The sequence below is a fragment of the Corynebacterium provencense genome (assembly GCA_900049755.1).
Classification (GTDB): Bacteria; Actinomycetota; Actinomycetes; order Mycobacteriales; family Mycobacteriaceae; genus Corynebacterium; species Corynebacterium neomassiliense.
Genome location: LT160593.1, coordinates 55,134 through 81,467, shown reverse-complemented (window position 1 = coordinate 81,467; position 26,334 = coordinate 55,134). Strand labels below are relative to the sequence as shown.

21 protein-coding genes are annotated in these 26,334 nt (G+C 67.4%); 3 read left to right on the top strand and 18 right to left on the bottom strand.

The features are described 5' to 3' along the window. Nucleotides 1–137 precede the first annotated feature (137 nt). From BN3906_RS06865 to BN3906_RS06785, 17 genes are all read right to left on the bottom strand, one after another. Nucleotides 138–2,024 carry a FadD32-like long-chain-fatty-acid--AMP ligase gene (locus tag BN3906_RS06865; RefSeq protein ID WP_066586432.1) on the bottom strand — a complete coding sequence of 629 codons (1,887 nt, stop codon included), beginning with the start codon at nt 2,022–2,024 and terminating at the stop codon, nt 138–140. Nucleotides 2,025–2,182: 158 nt separating this feature from the next. After that, entirely contained in the window at nt 2,183–3,139 is a 957-nt protein-coding gene (locus BN3906_RS06860) for a cutinase family protein (RefSeq protein WP_066586422.1), read from the bottom strand. A 104-nt stretch (nt 3,140–3,243) separates the two neighbouring features. Further along, on the bottom strand, nt 3,244–3,813 hold the full coding sequence (locus BN3906_RS06855) for a DUF732 domain-containing protein (protein ID WP_066586420.1): 570 nt from the start codon (nt 3,811–3,813) through the stop codon (nt 3,244–3,246). A 50-nt stretch (nt 3,814–3,863) separates the two neighbouring features. Then, a complete protein-coding gene (locus BN3906_RS06850; protein WP_066586418.1) occupies nt 3,864–5,801 on the bottom strand; it encodes an alpha/beta hydrolase-fold protein in 1,938 nt (645 codons plus the stop codon). A 331-nt stretch (nt 5,802–6,132) separates the two neighbouring features. Further along, nucleotides 6,133–7,203 (bottom strand): alpha/beta hydrolase, encoded by a 1,071-nt coding sequence (locus BN3906_RS06845; RefSeq protein ID WP_261796892.1) that lies wholly within the window; start codon nt 7,201–7,203, stop codon nt 6,133–6,135. 148 nt (nt 7,204–7,351) lie between these two features. Beyond that, nucleotides 7,352–8,398, bottom strand: coding sequence for a decaprenyl-phosphate phosphoribosyltransferase (locus BN3906_RS06840; protein WP_066586416.1), 1,047 nt, complete (start codon nt 8,396–8,398; stop codon nt 7,352–7,354). Next, nucleotides 8,395–8,979, bottom strand: coding sequence for a phosphatase PAP2 family protein (locus BN3906_RS06835; protein WP_066586414.1), 585 nt, complete (start codon nt 8,977–8,979; stop codon nt 8,395–8,397). Before BN3906_RS06835 ends, BN3906_RS06840 begins: the two co-directional genes overlap by 4 nt. After that, nucleotides 8,972–11,032, bottom strand: a complete 2,061-nt coding sequence (locus tag BN3906_RS06830) for a glycosyltransferase (protein WP_066586411.1) — start codon at nt 11,030–11,032, stop codon at nt 8,972–8,974. The genes BN3906_RS06835 and BN3906_RS06830 overlap by 8 nt, the downstream gene beginning before the upstream one ends. Nucleotides 11,033–11,157: 125 nt before the next feature. Beyond that, nucleotides 11,158–11,661, bottom strand: a complete 504-nt coding sequence (locus BN3906_RS06825; protein WP_147592857.1) for a hypothetical protein — start codon at nt 11,659–11,661, stop codon at nt 11,158–11,160. Nucleotides 11,662–11,694: 33 nt separating this feature from the next. Then, complete coding sequence (locus BN3906_RS06820; protein WP_066589400.1) at nt 11,695–12,558, bottom strand: ABC transporter ATP-binding protein; 864 nt, start codon at nt 12,556–12,558, stop codon at nt 11,695–11,697. Nucleotides 12,559–12,572: 14 nt separating this feature from the next. Then, entirely contained in the window at nt 12,573–13,682 is a 1,110-nt protein-coding gene (locus tag BN3906_RS06815; RefSeq protein WP_078057250.1) for a FecCD family ABC transporter permease, read from the bottom strand. Then, nucleotides 13,679–14,797 (bottom strand): FecCD family ABC transporter permease, encoded by a 1,119-nt coding sequence (locus BN3906_RS06810; RefSeq protein WP_315969036.1) that lies wholly within the window; start codon nt 14,795–14,797, stop codon nt 13,679–13,681. The genes BN3906_RS06815 and BN3906_RS06810 overlap by 4 nt, the downstream gene beginning before the upstream one ends. A gap of 241 nt (nt 14,798–15,038) precedes the next feature. Further along, nucleotides 15,039–16,136 (bottom strand): iron-siderophore ABC transporter substrate-binding protein, encoded by a 1,098-nt coding sequence (locus tag BN3906_RS06805; RefSeq protein WP_066589389.1) that lies wholly within the window; start codon nt 16,134–16,136, stop codon nt 15,039–15,041. Nucleotides 16,137–16,282: 146 nt separating this feature from the next. After that, nucleotides 16,283–17,137, bottom strand: a complete 855-nt coding sequence (locus tag BN3906_RS06800; protein ID WP_066586407.1) for a helix-turn-helix transcriptional regulator — start codon at nt 17,135–17,137, stop codon at nt 16,283–16,285. Continuing rightward, on the bottom strand, nt 17,134–18,039 hold the full coding sequence (locus BN3906_RS06795; protein WP_066586404.1) for a siderophore-interacting protein: 906 nt from the start codon (nt 18,037–18,039) through the stop codon (nt 17,134–17,136). Before BN3906_RS06795 ends, BN3906_RS06800 begins: the two co-directional genes overlap by 4 nt. A gap of 323 nt (nt 18,040–18,362) precedes the next feature. Beyond that, nucleotides 18,363–19,358: an ABC transporter substrate-binding protein gene (locus tag BN3906_RS06790; protein WP_078057249.1), complete on the bottom strand. Its 996-nt coding sequence runs from the start codon at nt 19,356–19,358 to the stop codon at nt 18,363–18,365. Nucleotides 19,359–19,483: 125 nt separating this feature from the next. Further along, complete coding sequence (locus tag BN3906_RS06785; RefSeq protein WP_261796890.1) at nt 19,484–20,578, bottom strand: ABC transporter substrate-binding protein; 1,095 nt, start codon at nt 20,576–20,578, stop codon at nt 19,484–19,486. A gap of 360 nt (nt 20,579–20,938) precedes the next feature. Between BN3906_RS06785 and BN3906_RS06775 the strand changes: the two genes are divergently transcribed. From BN3906_RS06775 to BN3906_RS06765, 3 genes are all read left to right on the top strand, one after another. Next, nucleotides 20,939–22,114, top strand: a complete 1,176-nt coding sequence (locus BN3906_RS06775; RefSeq protein ID WP_066586396.1) for an ABC transporter transmembrane domain-containing protein — start codon at nt 20,939–20,941, stop codon at nt 22,112–22,114. 75 nt (nt 22,115–22,189) lie between these two features. Continuing rightward, nucleotides 22,190–22,720, top strand: coding sequence for an ATP-binding cassette domain-containing protein (locus BN3906_RS06770; protein ID WP_066586393.1), 531 nt, complete (start codon nt 22,190–22,192; stop codon nt 22,718–22,720). 114 nt (nt 22,721–22,834) lie between these two features. Next, nucleotides 22,835–24,592: an ABC transporter ATP-binding protein gene (locus BN3906_RS06765; protein WP_066586383.1), complete on the top strand. Its 1,758-nt coding sequence runs from the start codon at nt 22,835–22,837 to the stop codon at nt 24,590–24,592. Here BN3906_RS06765 and BN3906_RS06760 read toward each other — a convergent pair. Then, nucleotides 24,519–26,285 carry a long-chain-fatty-acid--CoA ligase gene (locus tag BN3906_RS06760; protein ID WP_066586380.1) on the bottom strand — a complete coding sequence of 589 codons (1,767 nt, stop codon included), beginning with the start codon at nt 26,283–26,285 and terminating at the stop codon, nt 24,519–24,521. The genes BN3906_RS06765 and BN3906_RS06760 overlap by 74 nt on opposite strands. Nucleotides 26,286–26,334: the final 49 nt, after the last annotated feature.

Here is a 26,334-nt window from a genome sequence, read left to right as displayed (position 1 = left end):
GTACGACGACAGCGGAACAGCGGCCTCCGTCGGTACTCCAACGGCACAGGCCGCCCGACTGCTACAGGCCGCCGGTCAGGGCACCGCCGGCACAGAGGGACAACTCTACCGGGTGCCCCTGTGACGGGTCACGGGGCTCAGGCGAACGCGCCTTCCGCCCACGCCTTCGCGGCGACCCGGCGCGCGATCTTGTTGGCGGAGGAACGCGGCACGGAACCACGGTCGACGATGAGGACCTCGGCGGGGCTGACACCGTGGACGGAGGTGACCGCCGCCCGGACCGCTGCGGCAGCGTCACCGTCGAGGGCAGGATCAGCCTCCGGGTCACGCTCGGCGACGATGATGAGCTGCTCCACGCCCTCCCCTTCCCCGGGGGTGGCGGCGAACGCGGCAAGGACACCGGGGAGGATCTGGTCCGTGGCCTCCTGGGCGGTGGCCTCAATGTCCTGCGGGTAGTGGTTACGGCCGGCGATGACGACAAGGTCCTTGATCCGGCCGGTGATGTACAGCTCACCGTCGACGGTCACGGCCAGGTCCCCGGTACGCAGCCAGTTGTCCTCCGGGGCGCCGGCGGCGGCACTGCCTTCCCCTCCACCGTTGAGGCGGCTGCCGACAGGCAGCACGTTGCGGAACGTCTCTACGGTCTCCTCCTCACGGCCCAGGTATCCCGCGGCAACGTTGTCACCGTGGATCCACACTTCCCCGACAGACCCGGAGGGGAGCTCAGTGCCGGTGGCGGGGTCGACGATCACGATGTACTCGTTCGGCCCCGGCTCACCGACGGACATGATCGGCACGGCGGTGCCGGAGTCCGCGGGAACCTCGACGGCGGTGCCCTCCGAGAGCTTCTCGCGGTCGAAGACCCGCAGCCGGGGCCGGTCCTCGGTCTGCGGGGTGGTGACGAACACCGTCGCCTCGGCGAGACCGTAGGAGGGCCTCATCGCGGTACGCCGGAACCCGTAGGGGCCGAACACCTCCTGGAACCGGTCCACGGACTGCAGGGACACCGCCTCTGCCCCGTTGATGATCCCCTCGACATGGCTGAGATCCACGTCGGCGAGATCCTCCCGCTCCGCCGGGTCGGCGTAGCGGGCGGCGAGCTCCAGGGCGAAGTTGGGAACCGCCGCGTACACGTTGACGGCGTCCTCCCCCACTGTCCCTTTCTCGTCGAGCTGGCGGATCCACCGGCCGGGGTCCTGGATGAAGTCCCTCGGCCCCATGATGTCCTGCGGGATCCCGAGGATGAGGCAGAAGGACGCCAGGATGATGCCCATGTCGTGGTGCAGCGGAAGCCAGTTCACCAGACGCATCGGCATCTGCAGCTGGCCGGCCTGGAACACCTGGAGGACGTTGGTGACGATCGACCTGTGGGTCAGGACCACACCGGCGGGTGTGCGGGTGGACCCGGAAGTGTACTGCAGGAAAGCGGGGTCACCGGCCTTCGGTGCCAGCTCCGGGTGCTCCATCAGGGCGGCCATGGGGTTGACCCAGTCCTCGGCCAGGGAATCCGGGAGCGCGTCGACGGTGAGGATCCTGGGACGCTGCCCTGCGGGCCGGTCGGAGAAGTGGCCGCGTACCGCCGCCGCGGAATGCCTGTTGGTCAGGACCACGGTCGGAGTCGAGGACTCCAGGACTGCGGTGAGGTGGGCGCCGTGACCGGGCTCGGTGGGATCGTAGAGGGGCACGGGCACCGTGCCGGCGTAGAGGGCGCCGATGAACCCGATGAGGTACTCGGGACTGTTGTTGGCCAGGACCGCTACCCGGTCACCGGGGGTGGTGACCTGCCGCAGCCGGACGCTCACGGCCTTGATCTTCGTGTTGACCTGTGCACGGGTCCAGGTGACGACCTCTCCCCCGCGGGAGGCGGAGTAGTCGTGGAAGCGGAAGAGGAGGGAATCCTGGGTGCCCTGCATCTGCGCCATGGCGAAGAGCATTTCGTTCATACCCGAGAGGGTCAGCTGGTCAGGGATGCTGATGTTCCCCTTGTCGTCGTAGAACTGCTGCATCGCGGCACTGATGTCCATGAAATCTCCTCTGTGGGGTCTGTCCTGCGGATGGCACCCCGCGGCGCACACGGTAATGCCCGTCGCGTGGTTTTCTCTTTGGAACCTTAACGGTTTCTCCTGTCAGAGGTCCCCGTTCGGGGTACCCGCGTGTCCCGGGACGGCCGTCCCGGGCACGCTCACCTGCCCCCGTCGATGATGCCCCGCGCCCAGGACACCACCCACTGGGGAACTGTCTGACCGGGGACGACGTTGCCGTTGGTCGAGTAGCGGGCATGTATCCCGTTCGCTGCCACGAGATCGTTGGCCCGCTGGATGGCGTTACCGATGTCACGGGGTGCACTGCAGACAAGGTCGGCGGGATCGCAGAACTGGTTGACCCTGTCGTTGAGCGCCCCGAAGTCGGTGGGACGCGGTCCGCGCATGGTCGCCCCCGGGACGATGGGCTGGACCAGGAGGTTGACGGAACTCAGCGCGATCTCCGCACCGATGCCCTGCACTGCCGGACTCCCGACGAGTGTGCCCTTGCCGTCTTCCCTGCGACCGTCGGCGATGAGGGACACTCCGGCGACGGTGTCGGCGGGCACCGGACCGTTGCCGTTGCCGATGTCGGTGGCCAGGTCGCCGGTGAGCACCGCCCCCTGGCTGAATCCGACGAGGAGGAACTTCGTCCCCGGGCATGCGCCGTGGGTGGCGGCCAGTTCGTCACTGACCCGGCTGTAGCCCTGGTTGCGGGAGTCGTCGTAGGTCATCTCGGTGAGGGCGTTGATGTTCCGGAACTGGGCGGCGTAGGGCAGGGTCCAGACCTTCACCCCGCCGTCAGCGCCGGCTGCGGTGGCCTGCCCGCCGTAGGCCTCCTGCAGCGGTCGGGTGACGTTGAGGAGCAGTGAGTTCGGGTTCGCTGTGGGATTCACAGGGTCGTCGTCCGCCCGGGACTCCCAGGTACCGGGGGCGGCGATGACCTCGAACGCCGGACAGGACGCCGGCTGTTCGGCTCCGGTGGTCTCCCCCGGGGCCGGTACAGGGCCGGTGGGCGGGGTGTTCTCGTTGCCACGGCCGCCCAGCCAGGTGCCGACGCCCACGACGAGAATGACCGCGAGCACGAGGACTCCGAGCACAGTGAGGATCTTCTTCATCCTGCCGACGCTACCCCCTCAGACTGACAGGACGCTGGGAGTCGGCGAAGCCCCGTGGGAGTTCTCCGGAGCGCAGGGGAGAGACCCGGCGCTCTCCGCGGAGATCAGGAGCAGAAGTGGGCTTCTGCCGCAGAACGGATCACCGAGGCAGATTCCTCCGGAGCCTTGTCGGTCACCCCGAGTGTGCCGAGCTGGCCTGCGATGGCGGGGACGGAGAAACTTTCGCGCCCCTCCGAGTTCGCCTGGCACTGCTCGTGCCCTGCGGCGATGACCTGGTCCTGGGTGACCTGGTCGGTGATGTCGATGCCGTTGGCCCTGAGTTCACCGAGGAAGGCGTCGTCGGCCTCGGAGCGGACGGAGGAGGCGGGGGGCAGCTCGGTGATCTCCGTGACTCCGCCGTCTGCGGTGGAGCCGGACCCCTCCTCACCGGCTCCGGAACCATCGTTGCCGGAATGGGGGTTCGGCGTGGTCGTCGCGACGGTGCCGTCCGTGGACGTCGGGTTGGCCGGTACAACGGTCGACGGGGCGACCGCCGCTGTTCCTGTACCTTCAGCTGTCGAGGAATCGTCGCCGCAGGCGGTGAGACCTGCCAGTGCACCTGCGGTGACCAGGGCGAGAATGCCGAGAGAAACGGGGCGGCCGCCGGCGTGTGCCCGGTCGGTCAGCTTTGTCATCAGGTTTCCTGTCCTATGGGGCTGCATCAGGGGCGGTATGAGGGGCACCGTCAGATCTGGTCTTCGCGGAGTTCACCGTGCTGGAAGGTGACCTTCTTCACTCCGTTGTCGACCACCTCGTCAGACACCGGGAAACCGAGGCGTCCCTGCTCGTAGCCCTGACGACCCCATTCCTCGAAGATCTTTCCACGGGAGAGCTTGTGCGCCCCGGTGGCGGCGGACCAGTAGATGTTGCCGTTGTCGAACTCGCTGAAGGCGCCACCGTTGATCTTGATCTCGTCGGTGTTCGGGAAACCGAGACCGGACTTCGACGGGCCTCCGTCGGCGATGTACTTCTGGGCGATGACGCCCTCGACGTACCTCACCTGCCCGTCGGGGTCACGGACGATCACACCGTTCTCGAACTTCTGCCAGGCTCCGCCGTCGATGCCGGTCTCAGCTTCGGTCGGGAAGCCCAGGGGGCCTCTCTCCCAGTTGTTGCGACCCCATGCGTCGATGATGTCCTGCTTCACGGCGACGGCGCCGGTCTCCGGGGTCCAGTAGATGGCCCCGTGCTCGAAGGTCACGAAGCGACCGCGTCCGTCAGCGATGGTGTGCTCCTCCGAGGTCGGGTAGCCGAGGAAGGAGTCCGGCCCACCCATCTCGGAGTAGCGGGCGCTGATCCGTCCCCAGGTCGCGTGAGCACCGGTGGCGGGGTTCCACCAGACACGGCCGTTGCGGAAGTCCTGGACCTTGCCCCCGTCCTTCGCGTCGTACTCGTTGGACAGGCAGGTTCCGAGTTCGGTGGAGTACGTGTTCGCGACCGGGGCAATGGCACCGACCGGCGCGCAGCTGGTCGAGGTGTCCCCGGCTTCCAGGCCGAAGGTCTTGGCGATGTAGGGCCAGGCCTGCGTCATCTCGTACTGCCAGTACGGCCAGTCGTGCGTGCCGGAGGGACGGAACTGCTGGATGACGTCGACACCGGCGGCGTCCGCCGCGGCGACGAAGGTGCGGGTGGTCAGCATGGCCATGGCCTCGAGACCCCAGGCGGCCGGGTTCTCCGGGTATCCGGGGATCGGTCCCTGCGTGTCGTAGGCGCCGGCGTTGCCGTTTCCGGAGGAGGCGTAGACGGTGATGCCCTTGAGCTTCTCCACGTGCTGCTTCGGGTCGTTCTCGTTCCACCGGGCGGACCCGTAGGGGCCCCACATGTTCACGGCGGACAGGCCGCTGGTCTCGTGGATGGCGTAGTCGATCGCCATCGGCATGCCGAAGGAGGTGGTGTCGAGGTAACCGGAGAACGAGCCGACGAACTGGAACATCTCCGGGTGGTGCTCGGCAAGGTTGACCGCCGCGGTGCCGGACATGGAGAGGCCGGTGATCGCGCGCTGTTCACTGGTCCTCCAGCCTTCCCGGAGGACAGCGGGCAGTTCATTGATGAGGAAGGACTCCCACTTGTAGTTCACCTCACCGTCCGGCTGGTCCCAGTCGGTGTAGAAGGAGCCTGCACCGCCGACGGGCATGATCACGTTGACGTTCTTGTCGGCGTAGAACTGGGCGATGTTGGTCGACAGCGTCCACCCGGACTCGTCGTCACGGGCGCGCATGCCGTCCAGTGCCCAGACCGCGGGGAAGGTCTTGTTCGGCTGGCTGTACCAGTCTCGGGCGAGGAGGATCTGGACCTTGACCGGCTGGCCAGGCATGGCGGCAGAGTTGATGTACAGGTTGACCCACCGGTCGGTGAGCCACTCCACCTTCTCCACGGAGACCCCGGACGGAAGCCCGGACAGGGCCTGCTGCTGCACCGCCTGAGGCACCCGCTCAGGAACATTCTGCGGGTCGAGGTAGCCGCCCAGCACGGAGGGGTTGGGCTCGGGGGCGTTCTCCTGGGCGACGGCGGTACCTGCCAGCGGCAGGGCGACGGCCACCGACAGAGGCAGTGCGAGCACCGAGGCGGCCAGACGACGCGTCCGGGCCGCGCGCGGGGATTTCCGGGCGGAAGGTGTCTTCATGTCTCGTTATTCCTCTTTAGTCTCGTAAGTTCTGTCCGTGGTGGCGGTCCGACCTTCCGCCGGACGCCACGGTGGAGCATCGACCTGCACGACCGTCAGCCGCCGTCGGACAGGTTCCCCTCCTGTCCGGCAGGCGGTGTCAACCAGGCGGGCACCATTATGCCAGTCGGTCGCCGACACTGTCCGCCGACACTCCAAAAGTCTCAAGTATCAGTTGAAGGTTGGTGCTCAGACTATCACCGGAGAACTGACTCCCGGGGAAGAAGTCCACTTCCCACCGCACACGGGGGGGAGCGGTACACCTCTCAGCCCCGCCCGTCCCGTGGTGGGCCTAGGCGCAGGTCCACTGACCGCCGCGGTAGCAGACTCCGAGCGAGTCCAGGATCTGCGGGCGGGCCTTGGCGAGCTCAGGGGTCCACAGCGTCCAGTTGTGCACCCCGATCATCGGGTAGCTCGAGGTGACCTGAACTCCGGCCACCCGCGCCGCCGCCTCATAGGGCATGGTGAGGGTCTTCGCAAGCAGCTCCAGGGCAATGCCTGTGACGCCACCGATCGGGTCACTGAAGAAGTTCCCGGCGTCCACCAGGGGGTTGGGGATCCCGGACGCCGCCGCAAGGTAGACGGGCATACCGCTGAGACGGCCCACATTCGCCATCGGGTCATTTCGGCTCCGCGCCGGATCCCAGGGGGCACCCCACATGTCCCACACGGACGCCCCCGGAGAACCCGAGGTCATGGCGACCTGCAGGGCCGAGTACATGCCCGGGGCGGTGGTGTTGAGGTAGCCGGACAGTGAGGTCACCTGTTTGAACTGGTCACGGTGGTAGGCGGCGAGGTTGAGTGCGGCCGTCCCACCCATCGACAGGCCGACGATCGCGTTCTTCTGCGACGAGATCCCGAAACCCTGCTGCAGCTGGGCCGGCAGTTCCCTGGTCAGGAAGGTCTCCCAGCGGGGCTTCTTCGGGGTGGTGATCCCGTTGAAGTTGCCGGACCAGTCCGTGTAGAACTGTGACGCCCCTCCGACCGGCATCACCACGTTCACGTCATCGTCGGCGAACAGGTCCGCCCCGTGACCAAGGTAGGTCCAGGCGTTCCAGTCGTCCCGGGCGCGAAGTCCGTCGAGCATGTAGATCGCCGAATCGGAGTTGGAGCGCTTGATCTGGACCTGGATGTCCTGGCCCATCGCGTCGGACCAGAACCAGCAGTTCTGCACCCAGTAGTTGTAGGGGCTCCAGCTGCAGCGGGGCCCCAGTTCCGCGCGCTTGTCCCCGCCGGCCGACGCCGTCGGAGCGGCGACGGAGGCCACGCCCAGGGCGGCGGCCACGGCCACGATCAGTGCAGCGACCTTGCGCCCCAGGCTCCGTCCCGCGGACCTGTGCTTTCCGGTGCTCGTCGTCATCATTCCCTCTTCCTGCTGTGATTCCGGTCAGGAACCGTCTTCGGTCACGGAACCTATCGCGCCACAGGACGGGAACGTTACCAAACAGTGACTATGGTCTACAAAAGTACCTGGTGAGAGCACTGTAAGGATCAGAGGAAGCTGTATTTTCTCAGTTCAGCTCAGGAATGACATACACGGCGACGGCGATGACCACGACCCACGCGAGCGCGAGAGCCTGCAGTGTCCGGTCCTTCAACGCGATCTCGTCGGGCGCACCGCCCTCCCCCCGGTCGACATCGGCCGCGTACCGCAGGATCGCGACAGTGAACGGCACCATCGACAGCTGGTACCAGACCGAGGCATGCCCCGGATGCTGCTGGCTCATGTCGAACCCCCACAGGGCATAGAAGACGACCACCACAGTGGCGGCCATCGTCCACACGAACCGGAGGTAGGTCGGGGTGTAGCTCTCCAGGGAACGCCGGATCTTCGCACCTGAGCGCATCGCCAGCTTCAGTTCCGCGTACCTCTTGCCGGCTGCCATGAACAGGGACCCGAAGGCCGCGATGAGCAGGAACCACTGGGACAGGTCGATGTCCGCCGCCACGCCTCCGGCCATCGTGCGCAGCATGAAACCGGAGGAGACCAGTGCGATGTCGATGACCGGCTGGTGCTTCCAGCCGAAGCAGTAGCCCAGCTGCAGTGCGATGTAGACGGCGATGACGATCGCCAGTTCCGGTCCGGAGGACGCCAGGAAGCTCAGCCCCACCGACAGTGCGATGAGGACAACCGCCATGATGTAGGCCAGCGGCACGGGAAGAACCCCCGCCGCGATGGGACGGTACCGTTTCGTCGGGTGGGCGCGGTCGGCCTCGACGTCACGGGCGTCGTTGATGAGGTAGATCGAGGACGCCCCGAGGCAGAAGACCACGAAGGCGATGACAATGTCCAGGATGACATCGGCGTGGAAGAGCATGTCGCCGCCGGCTGCGGCCGGTGCCGCCACGACCAGGACGTTCTTCACCCACTGCTTCGGACGCAGGGCCTTGACCATCGCGTCGGGCAGGTTCCTCGGCGCCCGTGGCGTCCTCCCTGTACCGTCCGGGGAGGTCTCGGTGTGCCCCTCCGTCCACACGGCCGTGTCCTCGTCGAGTCCGGAGGTGTGCGGCTCGGACCCGATAAGTCCACCGTCGGGATTCTGCCTGTCGGGATTCATCGACCGTTCTCCTTACTCTCTGCCCTGTCAGTTCCGGCCCTGCGGGACCCCGCCCGGTCTGTCATGAACCGGTGCACGGCCTGCTCCGTCAACGCCCCGAGCACAGCCCCCGCAGCCACGTCCGTGGGATAGTGGACGCCGAGGGCCAACCTGGACGCCATCATCACGGGAACACCCGCCAGGGGCACGGCCGAGCCCGTGATCCGGGACAGCGCGGCAAGTGCCGCCGTCGTCGAGGTCACGTGCGAGGAAGGGAAGCTCAGACTGCTCGGGGTACCGACACCCACCGTGATCCGGGGATCGTGGGGGCGCCTGCGACGGACGACACGTTTGAGGACCACCGACGTCGCGTGCGCGGTGAAGGCGGCGGCGCCGAGAGCGATCCACGCGTCCCTGCCCGTCCGGCGGTCCCGGCTGTCACGGGCGGAGAACGCTCCGACGGCAGCCAGCGCGCACCAGCCCAGGGAGTGCTCCCCGAAGTAGCTGAGCCCGCGGGCCACAGTCCGGACGGCAGGCCCGGCGGGAGTCCGGACCACGGCGTCCTGGAAGGCTGCCAGCAGGTCGTCCTCGCGACTACTCACCGACACTCTCCGGTTCGAAGATCCGGCCCCATGCCTCCGTGCTGGTGAGTTCAGGAAGTGCGACACGGTAACGCTGACGCATCTCGTCGAAACGGGTGAGCACTTCCTTCTGCAGTCGGACGGACTCCGTCGCAAGTTCCTTCGCCTTGTCCCGGTCCCGCTTGCGGAAGACCACTCCCCTGCCGTCGGCGGTGGTGACGGTGGCTCCGTCGACCCGGCCCATGGAGAACCACCGTGCCTCGATCGGGGGCAGATTGACCTGCGGAACCTCGTGATGGTGCGGGTCAGCGGGGCGGAGGTTGTTGCGCAGCACCTTCACCAGGGTCGTGATCTTCTTCAGCGGTGTCAGCGGGATCTCCGTCAGGCGGGCGGGGCCGCCGTCCGCGGGGGGCAGCTGCGATGCACTCGGGACGACCACGGCGTCGGGGAAGTTCTTTCTCAGGGCGCTGATCCGCGGGAGGGCGGTGCCCAGGATCTCGAAGAGGTGGTCGGGGCCGGCGAGGAAGTCCTTCATCGCCTCGTTCTGGATGGCCACGGTGGAGTACTCCAGGCACATGAGGTGCTTGGTCGTCGCCTTGGCCATCGAGGCGATGATGCCGTTGGGGCTTCCCTCATGCTGAAGTGCGGCGACGATGAGCCGGTTACGCAGGTGGAAGTAGGCCTGCCAGTCAATGGCGTCGTCCTTGTCGGACCAGGCCATGTGCCAGATGGCGATACCGGGCCACGAAGCGGTGGGGAAGCCGTGGTCGCGGGCCCTGAGCCCGTACTCACCGTCGTCCCACTTGATGAACAGGGGGAGCGGCTGGCCGATGGTGTCGGCGACGACGCGCGGAATCATGCACATCCACCAGCCGTTGTAGTCCGCATCGATGCGGCGGTGCAGGTCCTTGGAGTCGATCCTCTCACCGGACGGGGTCACACCGTACTCGCCGCGGTCGCTCAGCGGATGCCGGTAGAAGTCGTGGTCGTAGTGGGTGTGGGGGGCGCCGGTCCACATGAAGCTGCCCCGGTCGATGATCTCCCCCATGGTGTGCAGGTGGGACCTCTCCTGGAGGTTCAGCATCTGACCGCCGATGAGCATGGGCGAGGAGGCGTACCGGGCCGCCGCGAGGGCACGGAGCACGCTGTCCGGCTCAATGGCGATGTCGTCGTCCATGTACAGGATGAAGGGGCTGTCGGTGCCGCGCTCCGGGTGGCGGGCCTCGTACATGATGCGGGAGTAGCCGCCGGAGCCGCCCAGGTTGCCCTGCACCGGCATGCGCAGACGCTCCCCGTAGAAGGCCTCGACCGCTGCGAACCCGGGCTCGTCAGCGGGATGCTTCGTACCCTGGTCAGGCATGATGAGTGCGTCCACCACGGAATCGACGACCGGGTCGGAGGACAGTGCCTCCAGGGCGGCGACGGCGTCCGCCGGCCGGTTGAAGGTCGGGATACCGATGGTGATGCGCGGCTCCCGGGCGGGGAGGGTGTCCCCGGCGTGCAGCGTGGTCTTCTCGCCGGTACCGGGGTCGGTGACGACGGCGTCAGCGACGAGGGTCTGTTCCCCGGCGTCGGCGGTGGCGTACCATCCCGCCGCGTGGACCGTGGTCTCGGACTCGCAGGTGAGGTCGAACCAGATCCACCCGCCGTCCTCGAAGGGGGCGAGGGAGACGGTGAACTCCGCGGTGCCGCGGCCGGAGTCGTCTGTCTCGACGACGCCACCGGTCACCGCGATGCGCGAACCGTCGATCTTGGACCTGTAGATGTCGATCCTGGCGTCCCCGGTGAGCTCGATGCGCAGCTGGACTTCACCGAGCTGGCTCCAGCGGCGCCAGTAGGACGCCGGGAATGCGTTGAAGTAGGTCTCGAAGCTCACCTCGGTGCCGGCAGGGATGCTGGCCGAGGTGCGCGACAGTGCGGTCACGCGACCGGGGGCCGACTCGTCCTCGACGATGTAGAGGGACCGGACGTCCCGCGGCTCGCCACGCTTCGGCAGAATCACCCGGGCGAGACGCCGCGGGTCGAAGGTGTCGGAGGTGCTGCTGTTGACGCTGTTGTCGCTGGTTGCGCTCATGTATTCCTACGCCGGCTTCCGGTAGACAGTTGTTCGCCGACGATTATCCCCTATCGGGGACCCGGGAGTGTAGTCCGGCACGCGGACAGGTGGCGGATTTTACCGGGAGTTCCCTGTGAGACCGGTCATCCCAGGGTCAGTCCGAGGGTGTCGAACCTGCTGTCTGCGCAGGTGCCCAGGGTGTTGACGCAGTAGCCGGAGACGGTGTCCGAGTCGAGCGGGAGAAACTGCCCCTGCACGGCGGCATCACCTGCGGCGTCCTGTGCGAGGGTGACCGCCGCCGCCCCGTCGGGGACGTCCGACCGGTCGAAGACGGCGAACACCGCACCGGTGAGTTCCTTTCCCGCCCCGGGACTGCAGGTCGCTCCCGGGTGTTCGGTGTACGGGTCCGCACCCGGGATGCAGTTCCAGCCGGCGGCGCGGGCTACAGCGAGGAAAGCCTCCACGTCTGCGCCCGGGCCCGATGAAGCGGGGCCGGGTGATCCCGGCCCGGATGACCCGGTGGCCGCCTCTGTGGCGGTCTGCTGCCGGCCGGGATCCCGCTCCGTCCCGTCGGAGCAGGACGCCGACACCAGGACGGTGGTCGCGGCGACAGCGACAGTGACGGCCGTGGTCTTCGCGGTGCGCATGGTGTGCATCGTAGGCGTCGTCGCCGCGGACTGTCAGGCTTCGTCGACGACGGGTGTGACGGGGGCGAGTCCCCCTTCGGCGGACCTCGGGTCCAGCGGGACCACCGTCGGGGTGCCGGTGACCGGGTCGGGGACGACGAGGGACCGCAGACCGAAGACCTGCTCCACGAGGTCCGGGGTCATGATCTCCTGCGGGCTGCCCGTGGTCACCACCTGACCGTCCCTCATGACGATGAGATGTCCTGCGTAACGGCAGGCCTGGTTGAGGTCGTGGAGAACGGTGACGACGGTCTTGCCGTCGTCGTGGAAGGTGCGCAGCAGTTCCATCAGCTCGTACTGGTGGGCGATGTCCAGGAATGTCGTCGGTTCGTCGAGCAGCATCACCGGTGTCTGCTGGGCCAGCAGCATCGCGACCCACACCCGCTGACGTTGTCCACCGGACAGTTCGGCGACGGGACGGGAGGCGAGACTGTCGGTCCGGGTCGCCACGAGGGCGTCCTTCACCGCTTTCTCGTCCTCCGGGCTCCACTGGCGGATGAGGGACTGGTACGGTGCACGGCCACGTGCGACCAGGTCGGCGACCCGGATGCCTTCGGGGGCGAGGGAGGTCTGCGGCAGCAGACCGAGCTGCCGGGCCACCTCCTTTGACCCGTAGGTCTCGATCGCCCGGCCGTCGAGGAGGACCTGGCCCTTCACCGGGGTGAGCACTCTGGCCACGGCCCGGAGCAGGGTGGATTTTCCGCACCCGTTGGGGCCGATGATGGCAGTGAAGGAACGGTGCGGGATGTCGACGGTGAGGTCGGTCGAGATGATCCGCTGGTCGTAGCCGATGGTGGCGTCGCGGATCTGCAGCCGCGCCTCGACGGTATCTGTGTTCACGGTGTTGTCACTCCTCATGTCGGTGTCCCGTCTCATTTCGGCGTCCCGTACTGGACCCGTGCCTCGCGGATCAGCAGCCAGATCATGTAGATACCGCCGACGGACACTGTCAGCAGTCCGACGGGGATGGACCGGTAGAACTGTGCGATCACCAGGGACAGGAAGTGGGCGAACGTGAGCAGGGCCGCCCCCACCGCCGCGGCACCGAGCACCGTCACCCCCGGGGTCCCCGCGATGCGCCGTGCCAGTTGCGGGGCGACCAGCGCGATGAAGCTGATGGGTCCGGCTGCGGCGGTGACGAGCGCTGTCGTGGCGACGCCGAAGACCATGAGCAGCAGTCGTGTCCGTTCCACGTTGATTCCCTGGGTGGTGGCGGCGTCATCCCCGAGTTCCATCTGCCGCAGTGACGGTGCGAGCAGTGCCACACCGGCGAGGACGACAACGGCGAGCACGAGCACCGGAACCAGGGAGTTCCAGGTCACCCGGTTGATTGAACCGGCGGACCAGAAGCCGACCATCATGGCGTCCTCGACATCGGCGCGGGTGATCAGGTAACTGTTCAGGGAGCCGAGCGTGGCCGAGACGCCGATACCGACGATGATGAGGCGGAAACTCTCGACCTTCCGGTTCTTCCGCGCCAGGAGGAAGACGATGCCCGCCGTGATGATTCCCCCGATGATGGCGGCGAAGGCGACGTCCCAGTAGGCGGTCGCCCCGAACGCGAGCATGCACAGGGTGACGGCGGTGTAGGAGCCGGCGTCGAACCCGATGATGTCCGGGGAGCCCAGCGGGTTCCGCGTCATCGACTGGAATACCGCCCCGCCGATGCCGAGCAGCGCCCCGAAGACAACCGCCGAGATGGCGACGGGCATCCTCCACTCCACGACGACGATGCGGTGGAAGCGGGTCTCCGGGTCGCCGAAGATCGCACGGGTGATCTGCCAGGGATTCAGCGGGTAGTCGCCGATGCCGATGGCCACGACCGCGAGTACGGCGGCGGCGACGAGGAAGGACACGGCGACGACCACGAGACGGACATGGACCCTGCCACTGGTCCGGGGGGTACGGACAACGACGGTGCGGTAGCCGAAGTCGATCCCGGATTCTCCGGTGTGGTTCCTGATTCTCTCTCTGATACTCACAGACCACTCGCATTCTTCCGGCGGACCAGCGCGATGAGGACGGGTGCACCGATGACGGCGGTGAGGATGCCGACCTCGATCTCACCGGGACGGGCGATGACGCGTCCGAGCGTGTCTGCCAGCAGGACCATCACGGGTCCGCCCAGCAGACAGTAGAAGAAGATCCATCTCTGGTCGGGGCCCACGATCCAGCGCACCACATGGGGCACCATCAGGCCCACGAATCCGATGCCCCCGGTCAGGGCGGTCGCTCCGCCGGCGAGCACTGTGACCGCTACGACGGTGACCACACGGGCCCTGACCACCCTGGTTCCCAGGGAGGCGGCCAGGTCGTCACCCAGGGCGATCGAGTTCAGGTCGGTGGCCACCAGCACGGCGAGAACGAACCCGAGCAGCAGGAACGGGATGACGAAACGCGCGTCCTCCAGCGAGGTCCGAGCCACCGAACCGAGGTTCCAGTTACGGATCGACTCGAAAGTGTCGGGGTCGATGAGGGTGAGGAAGCTGGTGACTCCTCCGAACACGGCACCGAGGGCGACACCGGCGAGCACCAGGGTGGCCGGGTTGGCTCCTCTGCCGCCTCCGGCGACGCCGATGACATAGACGAGCACTGTCGTCCCCGCGGCCCCGAGGAAGGCGAACCAGATGTACTGGGTGATCCCCGAGATCCCGAGGACGCCCACGCCGACGGTCACCGCCAGTCCGGCGCCGGCGTTCACGCCGAGGATCCCGGCGTCCGCCAACGGATTCCTGGTCAGTGCCTGGATCAGTGCACCTGCCAGCGCGAAAGCTGCTCCGGTGAGGATGCCGATGACGGTGCGCGGCAGGCGCTGGTCCCAGACGATCCAGGACGCCTCGTTCTCACCGCGGTGCCAGATGGCGTCCCAGACATCGGCGTAGGGGATCGGGTTGGCACCATGGGCGAGACTGGCGAGGAAGGCCAGTGCCAGTGCCACGACAAGCACGATCAGCCCCAGGGCACGCCGGGCGTTGATGCCTCTGTCCCGGCGACCTCCGCCGCCGGTATCAGGGTCAGTACCGGTGGTAGCGGATGTGCCGCCGGAGTTCTCGTCCGGGCCGGGGTCCGGTGGGGCGTCGGTGGTCAGATGTGTCATCTCTGTCTGTCGTCAGTCTCGGTACGGTTGTCGCCGGCGCTGTTCACAGGTGGTTGTCGCCGACGGTGGAGCAGGTGGTGGAGCAGGTGGTGGAGCAGGTGGTGATTCAGGGCATTCTTACCGGCTTCGTAGCCTAGCCTCTCCTCCGAACATTCAGTTGTCCGGAAGTGACGGATTCTTGACCTGTTCCGGCGTCGGTCGGGTGCTCCACACACCGCGGTCCGCCCCGCAGGGGTCGAGGTCACCGGGCTGGGCGGACCACCGCACCCCCGTCGACGGCCGAGGCCAGATCATCAAGGAATCCCTGGTCGAGCGACCATCGGATACTCAGGGGACTGGGCGCGTTGGTCGCCGACGCCAGGGTCTCGTCCTCGATCAGGTAGTAGTGACCGCTCTTGATCGGCTCCCACCTGGCCACCGCGGGATTGTCGAGCGTGTCCTCGGTCTCGTCGTGCCCGCCGGACCATCCGACAAAGAGGTCAGTCTTCACCCGCTGCAGGTTCTCGAGACTGATGTCCCCGTAGAAGGAGTCCGCGTCCTCCACATTGAGATCTGTCTTCAGGCTGGGGCTGTCCACCAGCCCGAACTCCCGTAGGAACGCCACCCGAGGATCCCCGGACACGTAGATGCCGATGCTCGAGGAGCCCTCCGGGGGCAGGGTGAGCCCGTAGAGGAAGTTCTTACCCGCCAGCTGCGGATGCTTCGCCGCCTCCGCGGCCATGGCGTCCCCGGTCTCGGAGATCAGTTCGGTGGCCCTGGCGTCCTCCCCCAGTGCCTTCGCCACCGTACGGGTGAGGTCCTGCCAGTTCCCCGACTGCCACGGTTTCTCCTGGTAGGCGACCGTGGGCGCGATGCTGCTGAGCTTGCTGTAGTCGTCGGCGGTGACGCCCGAATGAGGGGCGAGGATGAGATCGGGTTTCAGGGTGGCGATCTTCTCGATGTCTGTCGTGCCGTCGTCCCTGTTCGTCGTCTCCGGCATGTCCGCGCCGAGGACATCCTGGACCTGGTGGCGGAACCACGGGGTGAAGCCCTCGTCGTCCCCGCCCCAGGTTTCGTCGACCCCTACCGGAGCCGTACCGAGCGCGGCGACGATGTCGTGGGTGATCCACCCGATCGTCACGACCCGCTCCGGCTTCTCCGGAATCTCCGTCTCACCGTAGACGTGCCCCACGGTGACGGGGAAGTTCCCGTCGCCGGACTCCCCGGATGTACCGGCGGCACTGTCCCCGTCGTCGCCGGACGAGCACGCCACTGCCGCGCCCAGGGTCACCGCCGCGAGAACTCCCGCCGCGGCCGTACGCCACATGGACGCCGTGCGTCGCAGTTTCACTGTTGCCATGTCCACTCCTCTGCTGAAAGCCCCCGCCATGTCAGGCCAGGGTCACCTTGGTCGACAGTAGAAGTGCGTCCACACTGGTGGACGACAGGATTCTTCGCTCAGCGGACAGTGCGTCACGGAGTCTGACGGGACCGCCGTCACGCCTGTCACCGGGTCCGGAAGTCCTGTGGGCCACGGCCGGTGATCCTCTTCAACGCTGTGGCGAAGGCACTCGGACTGGTGTAGCCGACCCTGCGGGACACCGTGCCGACCGGTGTTCCCTCACCCAGCAACCGCACGGCGGCGGACATACGGGCCACAGTCCGCCATTCACTGAACGTCATCCCGGTGTCGGACCGGAAGGCGCGGGCGATGGTCCGACCGGACGTGGCGAGCAGCCACGCCCAGTCATCGAGGGAACGGGCGTCCTCCGGGTGTTCGAGCAGCTGACGGGTGATCGGCTGGATCAGCGGACTGCGTGGCAACGGCAGTTCCAGTCCCGGAGCCCCGGGCTCGGCCATGAACTCCAGGCACAGGCGTTGGGCACGGAACCGCTGTTGCCGTGACATTCCCCGGTAGGCCAGGTGCAGGAGCAGTTCCCGTGTCGCCGTGTTGACCGTGACATCCCGGACAGCACCGGCCGGGCCCTGCCAGGCTGACGGCCGGACGTACACGGCGGTGAGGGTGCTGTCCTCCGAAGTGTCCGAGACATGCTCCACTGAAGCCGGTACGAACAGTCCGAGTCCGGGGGGAAGATGGTGGCGGTTGCCCCGGATGTCCACGTGCGCGGTACCGCGTACCGAGAAGAACACCACATGATGGTTGTCGTGACGGTGGGTCCGGCCGGTGCACAGTTCAGGTTCCAGGGGACTGGGGTAGCGCAGTTCCCGCAGGGTGAACAGGTAGTCACCCGGAATGAGCGCATCCCTCGCATCGCCTGAACTCCCGGCACCTCCGGCGTCCCCGGTGCCCCCGGCGTCCCCGGCGCCCCGGAAGGAGGCACCGGTCACTGCGGCGGTCACAGTCCCCTGCTCCCGTAGAGTTCGTCGACGACCGCGGTCTTCTCGTCGTCATCGAGGTCACTGTCGAAGATGTCCCGGACCTTGTCGGCGAAGTCGGGACCGAGGGCGTCCCAGGTCGCACGCCACTGTTCGGAGTCGTGGATCCAGTAGCCCATCGTCGTTGCAGCTCCCCTGGCCAGGCCCTTGTCCCGGCGCAGGATCTTCCGGACCGCGCGCGAGGTTCGGGTCTCCGTCGCCGCCCACACGGCGTCCTGACCGGTGATCTCCATGTCGGAGAGGACGTCAGGGATCCTGCTTTCCGCGACACCGTTGCCGGAACCGGGGAGCCAGATGCACTCGACGTCATCTCTGGACGGGACTATCCCGTAGCCTTCGGCACGGACTTCGCACACCAGTACCGAGGACACTGTGGCCGGAGCGGTCTCGATGATCCGGAGTGCCGCGGGAAGACCTGGTTCGTCGCAGAAGAGCACCTGGCGGGTGGCCTCAGGAGGACGGTCGTAGACGCCGACCGGTGGGGTGAGGCCGACCTCGCCACCTGTTTCCACGGTCGTGGCCCAGGTGGTGGCGACACCGTCGCCGTGGACGACGAAGTCCACGTCAATCTCCCCTGCCCGCCAGGCCCTGACCGTGTAGGTGCGCATCTCAGACGGCTCCACCCCCTCGTCGTACACCCAGCCCCGGCCCTGCAGTTCCGGAAGACGGACAGGCTCTGCCGGCGAGTCAGGGAAGAAGATCCGGATCCACTCGTCACCGACACCGGTCGTCGGATAGTCCGCCATGTCCGTTCCGCCGAGGGTGACACGCACCATCGCGGTCCCCACCCTGGTCACGGCCAGAACCCCTGCACGGTGGACACGGGGAACATAGTCGGCAGGGTACTTTTCATCACTGCTGGTCATGTGCTTCTGTCAGCCTCTCGTCATGTGGCGGAGGTGTCACGGCACCGTATTCCCCGGGCCGTCTACGCCATGTTCAGTGAGGCAACCCTACCCGGCGGAATCTTCGCGCAGCGGACAGGTGCGGCGGCGTGGCGGGCACGGCACATGCATCCGGAGACACTGACCGATCCACAGTTGCCGCAGGTACGGAAAGCCATCCGGGCCGAGGCGTCCATCACATTCGCCATCTTTGTCAGAGGGACTCCTGCCGGCACCTCCGCGTCAGCTCACCGGCGGAGAGGAGGTGGTCGGGGACCACCAGTTCGGCCGGGGAACGGAAGCTGTCACTCCTGCAGGGGTCTGAGCACGGATTTCTCGACAGCGCTCAAGAAACTCTCTGCCGTCGAATAATCCGTGATCTGTACGAATACCCCGAACACCTTCTCTTCTTTCGCTGCCCTGAGGTTCTGGAACTGGACATTGTCCGTCAACGATGCAACATCCGTAAGGACACTGCCGTCGGGTCCCGCGGGAACAATGACGACGTCAGCCTCTCCCAGCACGTCAGTGATCCTCTCATCCGAGTATTTCTCCCATCCGTTGGGAAAGTCTCCGGACGGAATCGACGATGCCGTCCGCATACCGATCTCCCGGTAGACAGCACCTGCCGGACCAGTGGGATAGTGCACGGCAAAACTGTTCTCATCCATCGGCGCGACAGACGCGAAAGTCGTGTCCTCCAGCACGTCACGGTACTTCTCGCCGAGCTCGGCAAGATGCTGTTCGTATCGCTTCTTCCCTTCGGAAAGCTCTCCCGTTCTCCCTACGGCCTCTGCGATTCCGGCCGTGACACCCTGCCAGTCTCCCCAGTTTCCTGTGCGGACCAGAACTGTCGGCGCAATGGCCGCGAGCCGCTCGTAGTCCCCGTCCCCGAGAGCCATGGCGTCGCCCACGATGAGATCCGGTTCGGCTTTCGCCACAGCCTCGAAATCCAGTGATCCGGCACTCCCGACCGAATCCGGTGCAGCAAGATACCTCTGCTGCTCCTCAGTGAGCCCGTCTCCCGACATTGAATAGTCAAGGGTGGCGACCGGGGTGATTCCGAGAGACCTGAGCTGCAGCGGAGTGTCATAGGTGACCGCAACCACCCGCTCCGGATCCTCCGGCACCTCGATGTCACCGTATGCACTGGCAACGGTGCGCGTGGCTGTGTCACCTCCGGCATTGTTGCCACCGGAACTGCAGGCCGACGCCGCGAGGACGCCGATGGTGGCTGCCAGAGTCATTACAGTGCGGCGGACACGGCGGGCGCGGACCGTCGTGAGTTGACGGAGGTTCATGACATTCTCTCTCGGTCGGAGGATCTCTGTTTCAGGATCTCTGTTTCAGGAGAGCCCAGGTAGGCTCACCCCGGTCTGGCGTGCACTTTTCATCCGCGGACGGACCATGGCCGCCCGCTTTCCGGCTAACCGACGGCCCCGGACAACACGTCGGCGATGTCGTCGATCGCCCACGCCAGACTCAACGGTGTGGAGACCGACAACGCCAGGCTCACGTCCTTGTCAGTGATCAGCGCGGTGTGACCTGCTCCGACCGGCCCCCAGGATGCGAAGGCACGGTTGGATCGGAGCGTCTCGTCCCACGACTCCCGGTCGGTACCGGTGACGTACAGGTCGGCGGTCGTGCCGACCAGCTTCTCGACCGAGACGTTGAAACTGGAGGCACCGTCCGCCTCGGCGGCGAGCCTGCCGAGGTCCGGGGAATCGACCAGGCCGAGTTTCTGGAGTGTCTTCACCCGGGCATCCTGGTCGGAGAAGATCACGGTCTGGCCGTCCTCGGGAAGGAATCCGTAGAGGAAGGTCTTCCCGTCGAGTTCCCTGTGACTGTCAGCGGTCTCCGCGATTTTCGCGTCCAGGTCCCCCGTGATCTTCTCTGCCTGTGAAGGACGCCCCAGTGCCCTGGCGACCATGTCCAGATGATCTTCTGCCGAGGTAGCCCAGGGTTCGTCGGGGAAGGCCACGGTCGGTGCGATGTCTGACAGCTTCCTGTACTCATCCTCCGTGATCCCGGAGTTCACCGCGAGAATGAGGTCGGGGTTCTGCTCCAGGACGAATTCAGTGTTCACGTCACCACGTTCCAGTGACGGATCGGTCGCGGGCAGTGGAGCGCCCAGTGCGTCGACGGCTTCGCGGAACCACGGGTAGTATTCCGCACTCTCTCCGTCGCCACCCGCGGTCCCCTGCGCCACCGGTACCGTCCCGAGCTGCACGGCGAGGTCGGAGCCCGCCCACCCGACGACCACCACCCGCTGCGGCTGGGCCTCGACGGTGGTGCTTCCGTAGGCATGGTCGACGGTGACCGGGAATGCTCCCTCTTCGGCGTCGGCGAAGACCCGCCTGTCGTCCGGCGCACTGTCACCGTCGGAGGAGGAGCAGGCGGTGAGGGCTCCGGCTGCCGCGACAGTGACCGCGACAATTACCGCCAGGAGCGCCCTGATCCTCCCGGGGAACCGGAGACCGGGTCCTCCTGCCGTCATCACAGGTACCGGGGTGTCTGACACAGTGTTTTCCTTCCGTCGCATGCTGTTACCTGCAGAACGCTAGTCAGCCTCACCTTCCCCGGGAGGACACTTTCTCCGTCCCCGCGGACATCCGCGACATCCGGAGCGTCCGGAGCGCCCGCGACATCCGGAGCGTCCGGAGCACCCGTGCGGACACTGTCCGCCGCACGGCAACGGTCGTCCTCCAGGCGCGTCCGCCGGCCCCTAGCGTCAGGACCATGCCCGCGCCCCTCTCCCCCACCCCGCGCCCTCCCGGACCAGTGAGCCGCCCTCGCCCCCCGCGGCGGGGCCGGGAAAAGGAACCGCCGGTGATTTTCTTTTTACCACACATAGATTTTTAAAAGAACTAGCGTCAGGACCATGCCCGCGCCACCTCCGCCCGCCGCGCCTTCCACCGCCGCCCCTTCCACCGTCACCACGTCGGACATGCTGCGCACCGCGCTCACCCGCGACGGCCGTTCGCGGCGACTCATCGCCTGCACTCTCGGCCTGGTGGTCCACAGTCTCGGTGAGGCCTCCGTTCCCCTGCTCATCGGAACGGTGATCGACCGGGCCGTGATCCCGGGCGACGCCACCGCACTGGTGTTCTGGCTCGGCGTGCTCGGGGCGTCCTTCGTGGTCATGTCCTCGGCATACCAGTGGGCCATGCTCGGCATGGTGCGGGTCTACGGCCACGGTGAACACGACCTGCGGCAGCTCGCCGTGGGCCGGGTGCTGCACCCCCGGGGCACCGCCGGTCGACGGCGCACCACCGGGGAGGTCCTCTCCGTCGCCTCGAACGACACCTTCCAGGTCGCCGGGGTCGCCTGGTCGGTCGTACAGCAGGGCGCGACGGTGGCCGGTCTGCTCGCCGCCACGGTCGCACTGCTGCTCATCTCCGTACCCCTGGGCGTCGGGGTGTTCCTCGGCGCCGTGGTGGTGCTCCTGCTCATGCAACGCCTGTCCCGCCCCATGTTCGCCCGCGGCCGTGAGGAGCAGAGCGCCGTCGCCGGTGCCTCCGAGGTCGCCGCGGACGCGATGGCAGGGCTGCGCATCATCCGCGGTCTCGGGGCACGGGACGAGATCAGCCGCCGTTACCGTGCCGCCAGCAGGCATTCCCGCGACACGGCGGTGGCCTCCGCGGTCTCCCTGCGTTCCTATGACGCCGTCAGTGAGGTCGTGTCACTGCTCTACCTGGCTGTTCTCACCTTCGCCGCCGGGTGGTTGACCGTCAACGGTTCGGTGACCCCCGGCCAGCTGGTCACGGTCATCGGACTGGCACAGTTCCTCAAGGGGTCCCTGGCCCACATCGGCACCTTCGGCGCGAACTGGGCGTACAAGCGGGCCTCCGCCGCGCGGCTGAGAGACCTTCTCGCCGAAGACTACGGACTGCCGGAGGGGAAGGACGCCACGGCCACCGCCGACGGTGCCGGCAGAGGAAACGGCAGAGGTAACCACAGAGGAAACGGCAACTGTGACGGAGACGGTGTGCTGACCTGGGTGACCGGCGGGGTCCGCGTCCACGCCCGTCACACACACCCATCTGTGTATGTATAAGAGACAAGCCAGGGCCCGCCCGGTTAGGGGCGCATCTCCGACGGGCCCCCCCCCCCCGCGCTCACCGGCATCAGCGTGCCGGACGCCGGAACCGCCCGGCGCGTCGCCGACCGGCTGGGATACCGGACCCTCCCCTCCCCCGGCGAGCTCACGTTCTCCGGGGAGGACGCCCTGTCCGTCGGACCGGACGCGTGGCGTCGCCGTGTCACCGCCCCACCGCACTCGGCCTCGGTGTTCACCGGTACCCTGCGGGAGAATGTGACCCTCGGTCCCGGGGCGCTCGATGAGGCGGTCGTCACCGCCACCGCACTCGACGATGTCATCGCCCACCTGGGCTCCGCCGACGCCCAGCTGGGTGAGGGCGGGCACCGCCTGTCCGGTGGGCAACGTCAGAGGGTCGTGCTCGCCAGGGCACTGCACACGTCCGGGCCGGTCCTGGTCCTTGACGAACCACTCACAGCACTGGACCCGGTGACCTGCGGCAACGTGGCAGCGAGGATGGCTGACCTGGTCGCCGCCGGTGACCGGGCGGTCGTGGTCGTCACCTCCGACCGGCAGCTCCTGGACGCCTGCCCCGTGGTCGTGGACGCGGGGGTGACGGCGTGAGCGTGAACGTCGCCGCCAGGCTTCCCGAGGCGTCGGTACCGGACACCGCCCGGGCGGCCCGGGCCCTGCTGCGCCCGTACCTGCGGCCACTGTCCGGTGCGGCGGTGCTCGGCGGTGCTCCTCGCCGCCGGTGCCACCGCCGGTCTCGGCGTCCCGGCACTGCAGGGCCGCATCGTCGACGACGTCATCGCCGGGAACGGTCCCGGAAGGCTGGCGGTGACGGTCGCTCTGGTGCTCGTGACCGGGGTGTGCGCAGCCCTGCTGGTGCTGTGGGGCGGTCGGATACTGGTCCGCGCCCTGCAGTCAGCCCTGGCGGACCTGCGGGAACAGGTGGTGGACGCCGCGGTCCGCCTGGATGCCGGTCTGGTGGAGTCCGCCGGCAGCGGTGACATCGTCTCCCGGGTCACCGGGGACGTCGAGTCCGTCACCGGTGCAGTGACGGAGGTGCTGCCACGTAGCACGCAGGCCGTGGTGACACTGCTGGTCACTGCCGCGGGCTTCGCCGTGCTGGACCCGCTGACAGGGTTGGCCGCCCTGACTGTCCTCCCTGTGCAGCTTCTCGCAGGACGCCGTTTCCTGCGCAGGTCACGGCCCCTGTATGTACGTCAGCAGAGGACGGAGGCCGAGCGCGGTCAGGCGCTCATCGAGTCTGTCACGGGTGCCGCGACCGTGCGGGCCCATGCCGTGGAGCCTGCCCGTCTGGCTCTGATCGCGTCGCGCAGTCTGGCCGCCGTGGAGATCGGCCGGGCGGCGACGAAGGTCCGCAACGGCTTCAACGCCGGTCTGAACACCGCGGAGTTCCTCGGTCTCGCCGCTGTTCTCGCCGTGGGGTTCCGGCAGGTGGAGGCGGGAGTTCTCACTGTGGGGGCGGCGACCACGGGTGCCCTGTTCTTCCAGCGGTTCTTCGCCCCGGTCAGCGACCTTCTCGCCGGTGTCGACGACCTGCAGCGCGCTGAGGTGGGCCTGGCCCGACTGGTCGGGGTGCTGCAGGTCCCGGTGGAGGCGGCACCTGCGACGCCGGTGGCAGGTGCCGGTGTGCAGCTCCGGGAGGTCTCGTTCGCCTACCCGTCCCTTCCCCCCTCCCTTTCCCTCTCCGCCTCTGAGTCCCCTGCTGTACCTGCCCCGGTGTCTTCTCCGGCATCCGGGGCAGCAGGCCGCACAGTTCTCGACAGGGTGACGCTGACAGTCCCGGACGGGGCGCGCGTCGTACTCGTCGGGGCGTCCGGTTCAGGCAAGTCGACGGTGGCCCGGCTCATCGCCGGTGCCCTGCGTCCCACGTCCGGTGAGGTGCTCGTCGGCGGGGTCCCGGCGCAGGAGGCGGCGTCCTCCCTGCCACCCGGGAGCCCTGCCGTCCTGCTGGTGACCCAGGAGATCCACCGGTTCTCGGGGTCGGTGGCGGACAATCTGCGGCTGGTCGCGCCGACTGCCACGGACGCGGAACTCCTCGCTGCGACGGACGCGGTGGGTGCCGGATGGGTACGCATCCTGGGCCTGGATTCCACGGACGTGCTCGACGAAGCGCAGGTGCAGCAGCTGGCGCTGGCCCGGGTCCTGCTCGCGGACCCGCCGGTGGTGGTTCTCGACGAGGCGACCGCCCACGCGGGCACCGACGACAGGCTGGACGCCGCGGTCGACGCCGTCACCCGCGACAGGACCTCGGTCATCGTCGCCCACCGGCTGAGTCAGGCGGCCCGGGCGGACCTCGTCGTGGTGTTGGACGGGGGACGGATCGTGGAGTCCGGCACGCACGGGACGCTGATCGCCGCGAAGGGGCGATACGCCCGACTGTGGGCGGCGTCTACTCCTCCGTCATCTCCTTGCGCACCTCGACCCGGCGCACCTTCCCCAGCTGGTCGGCGGGAAGCTCGGTGAACACCTTGAACACGCGGGGCACCTTGTACCGGGCCAGGCCCGCACGGCAGTGTTCCTTGAGGATCTCCTCGTCCAGGCGGGCACCGTCGGCGAGGACGATCGCCGCGGCAACAGTCTCGGAGCCGTCGACCCGGGGCAGGCCCACCACGCTCGCCTGCGCGACCGACGGGTGCTCGGTGAGCACCTCCTCAACCTCCTGCGGGTACACGTTGAAACCGCCGGTGACGATCATCTCCTTGATCCGGGAGACGATCTTCACGAAACCGTCGGACTCCATCACAGCCATGTCACCGGTACGGAACCAGTCACCCAGGCCGTCCTCTCCGGGGACGAACACCTCCGCGTCGGCGTCCGGCCGGTTGAGGTAGCCGCCGAAGACCTGGGGACCGCGGACCACGAGCTCACCGGCCTCACCGTCGGGCAGCACCACGGTGGGGTCATCCTGCGAGACCACCCGGACCTGCGTGTCGGGGAAGGGGACACCGACATAGCCGGGCCGACGGTCGGGACTCATGGGGTTACCGAGCACGATCGGCGACGTTTCGGTGAGACCGTACCCTTCGACCAGCAGGCCACCGGTCAGATTCTCCCAGCGTCTGACCACCTCCACCGGCAGTCCGGACGCCCCTGAGAACGACGCCTTCACCCCGGAGATGTCGATGTTCTGCTTCTCCGCGAGGTCCATGATCGTCTGGTAGAGGGCGGGGACACCGGGGATCCACGTCGGCTTCTGCTTCTTCATGGCACCGGCGAGCAGTGGCCGCTTCGGCGCCGGCAGCAGCAGTACCGTCCCCCCGATCAACGGGCCGAGGGTGATGTTCATCGTCAGACCGTAGGCGTGGAAGATCGGGAGAGCTGCGAGCATCCGCTCAGGTTCCTCGTCACTGCCGAGCCCCGGGACCCAGTCACGGCCCTGGATGATGTTGGCGCACAGGTTGGCGTGGGACAGGCCCGCGCCTTTCGGCGATCCCGTCGTGCCGGAGGTGTAGAGCACCAGGGCGATGTCCTCGGGGCGGACGTCGGCGGTCTCGATGAGGGCGCGTCCCTCCGACTCCGAGGCGTCCTTCATCAGGTCCGCCCACTCGGTGAGCCCCTCGGTGGAGCCGGCCAGTTCACCGCGCAGGGCCTTCAGCGGTTTGACCGGGATCTTCAGCGCGGCCTGGAGGTACCAGGGCATCGCCCGGGTGATGGTCACCGGGATGATCTGTTCCAGCGGAGAGACCGTCCGCAGTTCCCGTGCGACATCGACCGCCTTGTCCCAGAACACGCCCACCTTCGCCCCGTGGTCGCGGAAGGCGACCGTGAGTTCCCTGGCGGTGTACAGCGGATTGTGCAGGGTGACGGTGGCGCCCAGGGACAGGACGGCGTAGAAGGTGATGAGCGCCTGCGGGCAGTTCGGCAGGGCGACAGCGACCCTGTCGCCCTTGCGGACGCCACGGTTGTGCAGCATCGCGGCGCAGACACTGACCTGGCGTCCGTACTCCCGGTAGGACACGGTGGTCCCGAAGAAGGTCATCGCCGGCCGTTCGGGCCAGGTCTTCACCGCATGGTCGAAGATCTCGGCGAGGGTGCGTTCGTTCTCGGCGTCGTAGTCGAGTTCAGGCCTCGTCCATTCGGGGTAGACATCCCACCAGGGGTGCTCTTTCCAGGTGGTGGACGGGGTGTTCGGGGTGGACGCCGTGTTCTCGCTCATGGTCTTTCAGACTACGCTGCGGGGGTGCGGGGAGGAATGTCCGGCGATC

Bases quoted from the DNA above. Each gene is read 5' to 3' on its own strand.
- BN3906_RS06810 (WP_315969036.1), bottom strand. From the start codon at position 14,797: ATGACACATCTGACCACCGACGCCCCACCGGACCCCGGCCCGGACGAG.
- BN3906_RS06855 (WP_066586420.1), bottom strand. From the start codon at position 3,813: ATGACAAAGCTGACCGACCGGGCACACGCCGGCGGCCGCCCCGTTTCT.
- BN3906_RS06775 (WP_066586396.1), top strand. From the start codon at position 20,939: ATGCCCGCGCCACCTCCGCCCGCCGCGCCTTCCACCGCCGCCCCTTCC.
- BN3906_RS06805 (WP_066589389.1), bottom strand. From the start codon at position 16,136: ATGGCAACAGTGAAACTGCGACGCACGGCGTCCATGTGGCGTACGGCC.
- BN3906_RS06825 (WP_147592857.1), bottom strand. From the start codon at position 11,661: ATGCGCACCGCGAAGACCACGGCCGTCACTGTCGCTGTCGCCGCGACC.
- BN3906_RS06845 (WP_261796892.1), bottom strand. From the start codon at position 7,203: ATGATGACGACGAGCACCGGAAAGCACAGGTCCGCGGGACGGAGCCTG.
- BN3906_RS06865 (WP_066586432.1), bottom strand. From the start codon at position 2,024: ATGGACATCAGTGCCGCGATGCAGCAGTTCTACGACGACAAGGGGAAC.
- BN3906_RS06840 (WP_066586416.1), bottom strand. From the start codon at position 8,398: ATGAATCCCGACAGGCAGAATCCCGACGGTGGACTTATCGGGTCCGAG.
- BN3906_RS06860 (WP_066586422.1), bottom strand. From the start codon at position 3,139: ATGAAGAAGATCCTCACTGTGCTCGGAGTCCTCGTGCTCGCGGTCATT.
- BN3906_RS06790 (WP_078057249.1), bottom strand. From the start codon at position 19,358: ATGAACCTCCGTCAACTCACGACGGTCCGCGCCCGCCGTGTCCGCCGC.
- BN3906_RS06820 (WP_066589400.1), bottom strand. From the start codon at position 12,558: ATGAGGAGTGACAACACCGTGAACACAGATACCGTCGAGGCGCGGCTG.
- BN3906_RS06760 (WP_066586380.1), bottom strand. From the start codon at position 26,285: ATGAGCGAGAACACGGCGTCCACCCCGAACACCCCGTCCACCACCTGG.
- BN3906_RS06850 (WP_066586418.1), bottom strand. From the start codon at position 5,801: ATGAAGACACCTTCCGCCCGGAAATCCCCGCGCGCGGCCCGGACGCGT.
- BN3906_RS06830 (WP_066586411.1), bottom strand. From the start codon at position 11,032: ATGAGCGCAACCAGCGACAACAGCGTCAACAGCAGCACCTCCGACACC.
- BN3906_RS06795 (WP_066586404.1), bottom strand. From the start codon at position 18,039: ATGACCAGCAGTGATGAAAAGTACCCTGCCGACTATGTTCCCCGTGTC.